Here is an 11433-nt window from a genome sequence, read left to right on the forward strand (position 1 = left end):
CAACTGCTCCTCAAGCTGACGCTTGGCCGTCACGTCGATACCGACGCCCGTGCGGCGCACCGCCTTGCCGTTCTCGAAATAGGTATGGCCGCGCGACAACACCCAGTGCACTGAGCCATCCGGGTGGATCAGGCGGTATTCCAGTTCGATATCGCCGTGACGGGTCAGGCCTTCGGCCATAGTGGTGCGCAAGGCCGCCCGATCATCGGGATGCACATTAGAGAGAAACACCTTGCGGCTGACGCCGCTCACGCCCGCTTTGGGATCGAGCGCATAGACGCTGGCAATGCCCTCATCGTAATGGAAGAGGTCGCTGGCCACGTCATAGGTCCACACGCCGATGCCATCGACGGCCCCCAGTGCCAGACGGGCAAAATCGCGGCTGTCTTCCAGTTCGCGAGCGCGCCGGATGTCGTCGCTAATGTCGCGCGCCACGCAATAGACAAGGCCGTTTTCCTCGTTCGCTGTCCACGAAAAGGTCCGATACTGGCCGTCGCGATCACGCAGCCGGTTTTCAAAGCGCCACGTACTGCCGCCCGCTGCCAGAGAGCGCAGTTGTGTGCGCGTCGTTTCGTGATCGTCGGGGTGTTCAAGCCACTGGGCCGTCTGACCGATCAGCTCCTCAGCCGTCCAGCCCAGAAGACGGGTCCAGGCCGCACTGACCTTCAGCCAGCGCCCTTCGCTATCGGTAATCAGGAACGGGTCCTGCGACAGGGACCACAGCCGATCGCGCTCCTCAAGCTCGCGCACGGTTTGCAGCAGGAGGACGTCCTGCTCCAGACGCTGCGTGACGTCATAGGCAAACTGATAGGCGCCGATAATCTCGCCATCGAGCCCGTATAGCGGGGCGGCGCGGATTTCATAGGCGTACCGTCCGACAGTCTCTTCTCCAAACTCTTCTATCGTGAGTACGGATTCACCCGCCAAAGCCTGATCCCACAGGGCCCGCACATGCGTCACCGCGTCGGGGTGATCGGCCAGCCGTTCCAGCAGGTTGTCGCCAACGCGCGGCGTAATGCCGAACAGACGTTGAAACTCGGCAACGGTGGCGCGATTAATAGCGCGCCAGTTATAGTCGGTGTCGATGACGTGGATAAAGGCTTCGGTCGCTTCGACCACATCGGCCAGAATCTTGCGCTCGGAAAGAGCGTGCGTCACCCGGTCTTCCAGCGTGGCATTGAGCGCCTTCAGGGCGTCTTCGGCGCGCTTGTGCTCCGTCACATCATAGCCACCGACGAAGATGCCCGTCACCGCACCCTTGTCGTCGAAGACGGGCTGATAGATGAAATCAATATAGCGCGTCTCGCTCTGGTTGGAGAGATTGACCGGAAAGCTGCGCGAGGTGAAGGGCTGCCCACTGCGGTACACCTCGTCCAGCAGTTCGTAAAAGCCCTGATCCGCCACTTCGGGAAACAGTTGCCGCACGCTGTGCCCAAGATAGTCGCGCTCACCGGCAATGGTGCGATAGGCCTCGTTGACATAGGTAAAGACGTGGTCCGGCCCTTCCAGCGTCGCCACAAAACCCGGCATGTGGCGCAGTGACCGCGCCTGACTTTCACGCTCGGCGGTGGCGGCGCGTTCCGCCAGAACTTTGCGCGTCGTTTCAACCACGATGGCCAGAATACCGGCCGGGCTTCCGCTGTCATCGCGCACCGGCGAATAGTCGATATCAAACCAGATTTGTTCCGGCTGTCCCGACCGGTTGAGTTCAAAATGCACGTCGCGATAGGCCAGCGTCTGACCCGCCAGCCCGGTCCGCACAACATTATCGTTGAAGTCTGACGCCTCCGGCCACGCTTCGCGCGCCCCCATGCCGAGGATTTGCGGATGTTTGCCGGCCGCAATCTGCGCATAGCCGTCATTATACAGCAATATCCCCGCTTCACCCCACAACACGGCCATAGGCACGTGCGAGGCGACGATCAGGCTGACGCAGGTCTTCAGGCAGGCCGGCCACGTTTCGATGTCGCCCAGTTCGCTCTGCGACCAGTCTTTTTCTGCAATCAGGCGTCCGCACGCCCCGCCGATGGACAACAGACTGCGGGCATAGCCGCCAGCGGATAGGGGCGCAAAGCGTGCGTCATCACGGGCGGACATGGAAACCTTGGGGAACAGAGCCAGCAGGCCCCATGGCTAAACGCCAGAGTATAAGTTTTCAATAATTGCTATGTGACTCGCAGCGGCGGAAAAGACCGCGCGCTTCATCTTGGTTAGGGACAGTCCTTTCTGGAGTTTCTCATGCCCCTTGCCCACCCGCTTCGCGCCCTGCCCGCCGCCCTGCTGCTGATGCTGGGTACCCTGCCCGCCGCCGAGGCCCGTGAAGGCCGCGCCTACTATTTCGGCAGCGACCTGTCCTATGTGAATGAGATGGAGGATTGCGGCGCGACCTACAGCCGCGACGGCAAGCCAGAAGACGTCTATGCGCTGTTCAAGTCGTCCGGGGCCAATCTGGTGCGCCTGCGCCTGTGGAATGATCCCAAATGGACGCCCTATTCCAATCTCGCCGACGTGACCAGGGCCATGAAACGGGCCAGGGCCGCCGGTCTGCCCGTCCTGCTCGACTTCCACTATTCCGATGACTGGGCCGATGGCGACAAGCAACTGGTACCCGCCGCCTGGGCCCATCTCAGCACCGATCAGCAGGTCGAAGCCCTGTATAAATTCACCTACGACACGCTGATGACCCTCAACGCGCAAGGGCTGATGCCGGATCAGGTTCAGGTCGGCAATGAAACCAATGGCGAGATGATGGGCTCGGTGACGTGGAAACAGGGCGATCCGGTCAAGCCGATCAACTGGGAACGCAATGCCCGCCTGTTCAATGCCGGTATCCGCGCCGTAAAGGACGCAGGCCTCAAGGCGGGCAAGACGCCGCGCATCATGCTGCACATCGCTCAGCCGGAAAACGTCGAGGGCTGGTTCCTCAAGGCGACCAAAGCCGGGATCGAAGGCTATGACCTGATCGGCATCAGCTATTATAAAAAGTGGTCGAAAATGGACATGGCGGGCCTTGGGGCGGTTATCAATCGCCTGCGCCACACCTATCCGGGTAAGGATATTGTGGTGGTCGAAACCGCCTATCCCTATACCGACAAGCATATAGACGAAAACGTCAATCTGATGGGCGAAGATTCGACCTTCCCCGCCTATGGCTTTTCGCCCGAAGGTCAGGCGCGCTACCTGCACGACCTAATGCAACTGACGCTCGACAATGGCGGCGCGGGCGTTGTCTATTGGGAACCGGCGTGGGTGTCCACCAAGTGCAAAACGCGCTGGGGCAGCGGCTCCAACTGGGAAAACGCCACCTTCTTCGACTTTGCGGGCAAGGCCCTGCTGGCGCTGGACTGGCCCAAAGCCGATTACGTCTATCCGGTCGAAATGACCTTCCGGGTGAAGGACGAAGGCCAGTCTGCCCTGTTCGTTAGCGGCGACTTCACCGGTGGTCTGGCCGTGCCGATGACGCGCGAAAACGGCTGGTTCGTCTATCGCAGCTGGCAGCGCCCCGGTTCGACCCTGCTGGCCGGGGCTGCCACCACCCCCGAAGCCCTGAAAGACGCCCCCGCCTCAGAAATCACCGTCCCGGCGAAGGCCGCCGTGGCGACCCTATCGACAAAATAATCACACAGCGACGTTCGCGCGTCTTTTATCATACAAATATCTGGTCAAAAACGCGCGGACGTGTTTACTCTGTGAGACAACCCCGCCTGTGGGCAGGTGATGAAAATGGGGAAACCGGTTTTCGTCACCGGCTGAATCACGAGAGACGGGGGACTCAGGGAGTGCCACCGTGCGTATTGAAACCGGCTTTTGCCAAAAAAAGCGCGCTGACGCGGCGGAAACGCGCCGCTCGTGCATTTTATACCGTAGAGGCGTCTGCCGGGCGGGGCTGTTATGAGCGCGCACGACGAACGTCTGGCTTTCATCGGGACGCACATCCTGCCGCATGAGCCGGGGATGCGTCAGTGGCTGTCGCGCGCCGGGCTTTCGCCGTCGGAGCGCGACGATCTGGTTCAGGAGGTCTATTACCGCCTGCTGCGCCAGACCAGCTACGCCCATATCACCGACCCGCGCGCCTATCTGTATCGGATGGCGCGCAATCTGATGCTGGAGCAGATCAGGAAAAACCGCGTCGTGTCGATCACCACCGTTCAAAACCTCGATGAGCTGGGCCGGGCCGATCTGTCGCCCACGCCGGAGCAGGCCGTTTCGGCGCGCCGCGAGTTGTCGCGCGTCATGGCCTTTATCGAGAGCCTGCCCGCCCGTTGCAAGGCGGTGTTTGAGCTGCGCAAGGTGCACGGCCTGTCTCAGGCCGAAACCGCCGCGCGGCTGGGCCTCAGCGAGAACGTGGTGGAAAAGGAAACGGCACGCGGCCTCACCCTGATCCTAAAGCAGGTCGCCGAAGGCGATGCGCCCGCTCTGGTGCCGATGCAACCCACCCGGACCCGGCATGTCGGCCATTGACGAGCAGGCTGCGGCCTACATAGCGGCGCGCGCCGCCGGGCGCTGGGATGAGGCCGATCAGGCTGCGCTTGAGGCGTGGCTGGCGGCCGATACGCGGCATCAGGGTGCCTTTTTCCGCGCCGAAGCCGCCTGGGCCATGCTCGATCGCGCCAGCGTGATGGGCGCAGGCGTCCCCGCCGATACGCTGCATACCTCTCCTTTTCGGGCCTTAGCCCCCCGCCCGCGGCCCCTCACCCGTCGCCAATGGCTGGCCGGGGGCGGCCTGATCGCGGCGTCGGTTGCCGGCGCGGCCCTGATCCTGCCCGCATTGACCCATCAGCGGCTTCAGACCGAGGTGGGTGAACTGCGCAAGGTGCCGCTGAAAGACCAAAGCATCGCCAGCGTCAATACCGATACCACGCTCGATGTCGCGCTGGGGGCCAAACGCCGCGACATCCGCCTGATCCGTGGCGAGGCGTGGTTTCAGGTCGCCAAGGACAAGACCCGCCCCTTTGTGGTCGAAGCCGATACGGTACGCGCCCGCGCGGTCGGCACGGCGTTTGGCGTGCGCCGCTACCCCGACGGGGCCGAGGTCATGGTCAGCGAGGGCGTGGTCGAGGTGTGGAACACACAGGCACCGGACACCCCTACACGCCTCGAGGCCGGGGGCCGGGTCTTTGTGCCCTATGCGTCGCAGCCGATCCGCGCGGAATACGCTCCCGAAACCGTGGATCGTCGTCTGGCGTGGCGCGAGGGGCAGATCGCGCTCGATAATGACAGCCTCACCCACGCCGCCGCTGAGTTCAACCGCTACAACAGCCGCAAGATCGTGATTGCCGATCCGGCGCTGGGGGACGAGAAGCTGGTCGGCTGGTTCCGCGCCGATCAGCCGGACACCTTTGCCCGCTCGGTGCATCTGGCGCTCGACGTGCCGGTGCGCATCGACGACACGCGCATCGTCATCGGCACGGAATAAAATAAATAAGATAAAAATATCGAATGAGGCGGCGGAAAGCGTTTCGGGCTTCATCTTGGATAACAGGAGGGGTGACTGCCGCCAGACCGGCACACCCGATAAAAAGCAACCGCAGTCCCACTCCACGGCGCGGTCCTACGGGAAACACCATAATGATCCAGTTCTCCGGTGCCTCACGAGCCGCCCTGATCGCCGCGCTGAGCGTCAGCGCCGCCTATAGCGCCCCTGCCTTTGCGCAAAACAAGGCCTTCGCCATCCCTGCGCAACCCGCCGCCAAGGGCGTGCAGGCTTTCGCCCAGCAGTCGGGCCTTCAGGTGCTGGCCAGCGCCGATGACCTCAATGGCCTGCGCACCAACGCCGTTGAAGGCACGCTGCCCGTTGATAAGGCCCTGATCCAACTGATCAGCGGCACCGGCCTCAGCCTGAAATCGAACGATGGCCGCGCCGCCGTACTGGTGCGCGCCTCTGCCGCCAGCATCGAGCGTACCGCCGACACCGCACAGGCCGAAGCCCCCGCCGATGAGCCGGAAGAGGTGACGGTCGTCGGTATCCGCAAGTCGCTGCGCGACGCCATCGACCAGAAGCGTTCCAGCGCCGGGGTCGCCGAATTTATCTCGGCCAAGGAAATCGGCGTACTGCCCGACGTCACCATCGCCGAATCTCTGGCGCGCCTGCCGGGTGTCACCACCTCGCGCGATCGTGGCAATGACAGTCAGGCCTCGATCCGCGGCATCGGCCCGCGCATGGTGCTGGGCACCGTCAATGGCCGCGAAGTGGCGACCTCCGAGCCCGACCGCAACGTCCGCTGGGAAATCTATCCTTCCGAAGTGGTCGCCGGGGCTGCCGTCTATAAGTCCTCCGAAGCCCGCCTCCTGTCGGGCGGCATTTCGGGCACGGTCGATCTGCAAACCATCCGTCCCCTCGCCTATTCGGGGCCGCAGTTCGTGGCCCGCGCCGGGGCCGTCTATTACGACGGCGGCAAGGCGTTTCCGGGCTATGACGGCCTCGGCTGGCGCGCCTCGGGCTCATGGGTGAAGAAGGTCAATGACCAGTTCGCCTTTGTCGTGGGCCTGACAGGTCAGAAGCAGAAGAACGGCTATGAGAGCTTCCGTGGCTGGGGCTTCAACGACGACTCGATCCGCGCCGGTAACTCGACCGGCCCGGTCGTCGCGGGCGGCCCCAAGGTGCCGACGCCGTGGGGCGCGGGGTCCGAAGCCAAGTTCCTCGATGCCGACCGCTATTCGGCCTCGCTCGGCGCACAATACCGCCCGAACGCGCAGTTCGAACTGACCTACGATCTGCTCTATTCGAAGTACAAGATCAAGGAAGACCAGAACCAGACCTGGTACGGCGAAAACAACTGGGGCAACTGGGCCGGTGGCAATACGGGCAGCTTCAGCAATCCGGTCATCGTCAATGGCGATCTGGTCGGGGCGACGACCGCGTGGTCGCGTCTGATGCCGGTCGTGGCACGCTATGCCGAAGACAAGTCGCTGCTGGTCACCGGTCTGAACGGCAAGTGGTCGAGCGAACTGTGGACTATCACCGCCGATCTCTCCTATTCGAATGCCGAACGTGAAAACACCTGGCGCGCCATCAAGATGGAATATTATCCGTCCAGCATGACGTGGCTTTTGAGCGAAGACCCGTTCATCACCGTCACGCAACCGCCGGAGACGGCCACCCTGTCCACCGTGGCCGGGACCAATGACGTGGGTAAGGTCAAGGACGAACTGACGTCTGGTCAGCTCGATTTCCGCCGCGACTTCGGCGGTGACTTCTGGACCTCGTTGCAGTTCGGCGCCCGCTATGCCGACCGCACCAAGTCCGAAGCCACCGGCTATACGCAGGCCGCGGGCCCCGTTACGGCCAGCCTGAACGCCTCGACCCTGACGGCCTATAAGCTGGAGAATTTCAACGTTCCGGCCATGTTGAAGGGCGATTTCGACGCCCTGCGCACGCAGGTCTATGGCCCCAACGCCTTCAGCCTGTCGCCGGATCAGATCGCCTACAATTCCGAAGTCTCGGAAAAGGTTGGCGAAGCCTATGTGCAGGGCAATTTCGCCTCGACCTTCATCGACGCTCCGGTCACGGGTAATGTCGGCCTGAGGGTCGTCAATGTCGATAGCCAGTCGTCTGGCGCCTCGCGCACCAGCGTCTGGGTCGAAGCCACGCCCGGCAACTGGGTCGAGCGCGTGACCCTGACCCCCACCACGGGCGGCGTCAGCTACACCAAGGTCCTGCCCTCGGCTTCGGTCAAGGTGCAGGTGATCGACAATGGCTTCCTGAAACTCGGTCTGGCCCGCGTCATGTCGCGCGCGCCGCTGAACGAACTGAAGGCCAATCGCGCCATCTCGACCTCGGCCCCCTATACGGGTTCGGCCGGCAACCCCTATCTGAAGCCGTTTGAGGCCGATCAGATCGACGTCTCTTATGAATACTACTTCCGTCCGGACTCGCTGTTCGCGGTGGCGGGCTATTACAAGAACGTCAAGAACTATGTCGGCTATAACCAGCGCACCGAAACGATCAACGGCAATGTCTATACCCTGACCTCGCCGATCAATTCGAGCAAGGGCGGCTTCATTTCGGGCGTCGAATTCACCTTCCAGACGCCGTTCGACACCTTCTTGCCGAATGTGTCGTGGCTGGACCGCTTTGGCATCTATTCCAACCTGGCTCTGGTCAATTCCAACATCAAGGAATTCGTCCCGGCGGGTAACCCGCTGCCGATGAACGGCGTGGCCGATACCACGGCCATTCTTGACCTGTGGTATTCGGACAAGAAGTTCGAAGCGCGTCTGGGGGCCAAGTACCATTCGGAATACACCGCCATCCTCGGCTGGGATTCGACCAATCTGGTGCGCGTGATGCCGGAAACGACGCTCGACTTCTCCGCGGGCTATAATATCAACTCCAGCGTCTCGCTGCGCTTCCAGGCGGGCAACCTGCTGGATACGCCGATGAAGGTCTATACGGACTATAAGTCAAACCGTGTGGGCGACATGTCCTATTATGGCCGTCGCTTCCTGTTCGATCTGACGTACAAATTCTAATCGATTTCAGAGACTTTAGGGGCCGGGTTTTCGCTTGAAGACCCGGCTTTTTTATTTGTAAGATAATTGTAAAACCAGAGGGAACCGTCATGACCGATCTCAACCGTCGCCGCCTGCTGCAAACCGCTGCCGTCACCGGAGCGGCCCTGACGGCACCGCACGCCGTAGCGACCGCGAAGGCGACCGAGCCCGTCATCGACTTTTTCCCGCAGGACGACCTCGGCCCGCGTGAGCGGGTCTCGCTCGATCTCGACTGGCGCTTCACCTTTGGCCACGCCAGCGATATGAGCCGCGATTTCGATTACGGGCTGGCGCTACGTACCCACGCCAAGCAAGGCGCGCGCGTCGCCACCTGCGTCGGCGCGGATTTTGATGATTCCAACTGGCAAAAGATCGACGTGCCGCACGACTGGGCCGTCGCCCTGCCCTTTGCGCAAGGCGTCAAAGGCCCCATCGCCAATGGCGAGGATGAGCCCGACATGCTGGCGGCGCACGGCTATAAACCCATCGGCCGCGACTTCCCCGAAACCTCTATCGGCTGGTATCGCCGCGTGGTGCCGGTGTCGCCTGCGGATAAGGGCAAGCGTCTGTGGATCGAGTTCGACGGCGTGTTCCGTAACGCGCTGATCATCTTCAATGGCTTTATCCTGAAACGGCATGAGAGCGGCTACACCTCGTTTCAGGTCGATATCACCGACTTTATCAATACGGACGACAAGCCCAATATCCTGACCGTGCGCGTTGATGCGACCGAAGGCGAAGGCTGGTTCTACGAAGGCGCGGGCATCTATCGCCACGTCTGGCTGGTGAAGACCCACGCCGTGCATGTCCCGCAATGGGGCGTCTGCGTGCGCGGAAAGACCGACGGCACGGTCGAGATTGAAACCACGGTACGCAATGCCTCCGCTCAGCCGCGCAACGTCAAACTCACCTCGACCATCGGGGGTAAGGAAGCGCAGGACGGGGCCACGGCTGAGGTGGCTGCGGGCGAGTCCACCACCGTGCGTCAGACGCTGAAACTGACCAACCCCATCCTGTGGTCGGTCGATACACCGCACCTCTACTGGCTGGAAACAACCGTTGAGGCGGACGACGGTATTCAGGACAGGGTGGTGACCTATTTCGGCCTGCGCGATATCCGCTTTGACGCCGAAAAAGGCTTTCTGCTCAACGGGAAGCCGGTCAAACTTAAAGGGACCAACAACCATCAGGACCACGCCGGGGTCGGCGCCGCCATCCCTGACGCCCTGCAAGTCTGGCGTTTGCAGCAACTGAAAGACATGGGCTCCAACGCCTATCGCTGCTCGCACAATCCGCCGACCCCCGAAGTGCTGATGGCCTGCGACCGGCTGGGCATCCTCGTCATCGACGAAACGCGCAAGATGTCGTCCAGTGAGGACGGCCTCTATCAACTCGACGCCATGATCCGTCGCGACCGCAACCATCCGTCGGTCATCGCCTGGTCGATCTGCAACGAAGAACCGCTACAGGGCACCGAACGCGGCATCGAAGTCGCCAAAACCATGAAGGCCCTGTGCAAGCGCCTTGACCCCACCCGTCCGGTGACGGCGGCGCTCGACAATTCCTACGGCAAGGGCATCACCTCGGTCGTCGATGTGCTGGGCTTCAACTATCGCCATCACCTGATGGAAAAGTTCCACGCCGACTATCCGAACATCCCCATCTATGGCTCGGAAACCGGCTCAACGGTCTCAACGCGCGGCGAATACGTCAATGACCCGGCGCGCTCCGTGTTGCGGGCCTACGACACCGAGCATCCGTGGTGGGCCTCGACCGCCGAAGCCTACTGGCCGCTGTTCGACGAGAAGGCCTTTATTGCCGGTGGCTTCATTTGGACGGGCTTCGATTATCGCGGCGAGCCGACGCCCTATAACCGCTGGCCGGCCATTTCGTCGCAATTCGGCATTCTCGACACCTGTGGCTTCCCGAAGGACAATGCCTTCTATTACCGCGCCTGGTGGAAGAATGAGCCGCTTCTGCACCTGTTCCCACACTGGAACTGGGAAGGCAAGGAAGGGCAAAACATCCCCGTCTGGGTGCATTCGAATCTCGATGCCGTCGAACTGTTCGTCAATGGTAAGTCGCAGGGCAAGAAGAGCGTCGTCAAAAACCGCCACCTCGAATGGGATGTGGTCTATCAGCCGGGCAAGATTCAAGCCTTTGGCTATAAGGGTAACAAGGTGGTCATGAAGGCCACGCGCGAAACCGCCGGACCGGCGACGAAGCTGGTCCTGACGGCCGATCGCACGGCATTGAAGGCCGATGGCCGCGATGTGGCGGTGTTCAAGGTCGAAGCCTTTGACGCCAAGGGCCGCCCGGTGCCGAAAGCCGATAATCTGGTGAAATTCTCCCTGTCCGGCGGCGGGGCGGTGATCGGCGTCGGCAATGGTAATCCGGCCAGCCATGAGGCCGACAAGGCCTCTGAACGCAAGCTGTTCAACGGTCTGGCGCAGGCCATTGTTCAAACCGGACGTTCGGCCGGGCGGATCACGGTGACGGCCTCGGCAGAGGGGTTGAAACCGTCGAGCGTGACCCTGATCACCGCTTAGAACGGCACGGGTTGTCTGACCTTTGCCCATCACCTGCTGAGACAGGTCAAACACCAACGCCCTGAAACAGGCCGTTGTCCGCCCTTTTTTACCCTTGGCCGCACTTTTTGCTGGCCACGTCGTGAGTCTGACGCCATAATTTATCAGACAAATAAACAGACAAAAAAGGGTAAGATATGTCTGGATCGCTCAGGAAGATAGTGATGGGTTCGGTGGCGGCGGGGGTCATGATGCTCGCCGCGGCGCCGGTACTGGCGCAAACCGCGCCCGTGGCGGAATGGGAGCAGCCTGAGGTGGTAGCGGTGAACCGCGAGCCGATGAAGGCGACCTTCTTCAATTTCGAGAGCCGTGATCTGGCGCTGAAGGGCGACAAGGCTGCCTCAAAGCGCTT

Annotated in this window: 7 protein-coding genes; 6 read left to right on the forward strand and 1 reads right to left on the reverse strand. The window is 61.8% G+C overall.

The annotated features are described in order from the left end of the window. The coding region (locus LDL37_RS10205; protein WP_290797639.1) for a PAS domain-containing protein at nucleotides 1-2097 on the reverse strand (2097 nt) is incomplete at its 3' end. Between the two features lie 141 nt (nucleotides 2098-2238). Here LDL37_RS10205 and LDL37_RS10210 point away from each other — a divergent pair. The 6 genes from LDL37_RS10210 to LDL37_RS10235 all read left to right on the forward strand — a co-directional run. Next, nucleotides 2239-3618, forward strand: a complete 1380-nt coding sequence (locus LDL37_RS10210) for a glycosyl hydrolase 53 family protein (protein ID WP_290797642.1) — start codon at nucleotides 2239-2241, stop codon at nucleotides 3616-3618. A gap of 273 nt (nucleotides 3619-3891) precedes the next feature. Further along, a complete protein-coding gene (locus LDL37_RS10215) occupies nucleotides 3892-4461 on the forward strand; it encodes an RNA polymerase sigma factor (protein ID WP_290797644.1) in 570 nt (189 codons plus the stop codon). Then, complete coding sequence (locus LDL37_RS10220; protein WP_290797647.1) at nucleotides 4448-5416, forward strand: FecR domain-containing protein; 969 nt, start codon at nucleotides 4448-4450, stop codon at nucleotides 5414-5416. The genes LDL37_RS10215 and LDL37_RS10220 overlap by 14 nt, the downstream gene beginning before the upstream one ends. A gap of 152 nt (nucleotides 5417-5568) precedes the next feature. Next, nucleotides 5569-8472, forward strand: a complete 2904-nt coding sequence (locus LDL37_RS10225; protein ID WP_290797650.1) for a TonB-dependent receptor — start codon at nucleotides 5569-5571, stop codon at nucleotides 8470-8472. Nucleotides 8473-8561: 89 nt separating this feature from the next. After that, the gene (gene galA, locus LDL37_RS10230; RefSeq protein WP_290797654.1) at nucleotides 8562-11042 is read left to right on the forward strand and encodes a beta-galactosidase GalA; all 2481 of its coding nucleotides are present in this window, start codon (nucleotides 8562-8564) and stop codon (nucleotides 11040-11042) included. 176 nt (nucleotides 11043-11218) lie between these two features. Then, nucleotides 11219-11433: hypothetical protein (locus LDL37_RS10235; RefSeq protein ID WP_290797657.1), on the forward strand; the 215-nt coding region annotated here is incomplete at its 3' end.

Source organism: Asticcacaulis sp., from assembly GCF_020217185.1.
Taxonomy (GTDB): domain Bacteria; phylum Pseudomonadota; class Alphaproteobacteria; order Caulobacterales; family Caulobacteraceae; genus Asticcacaulis.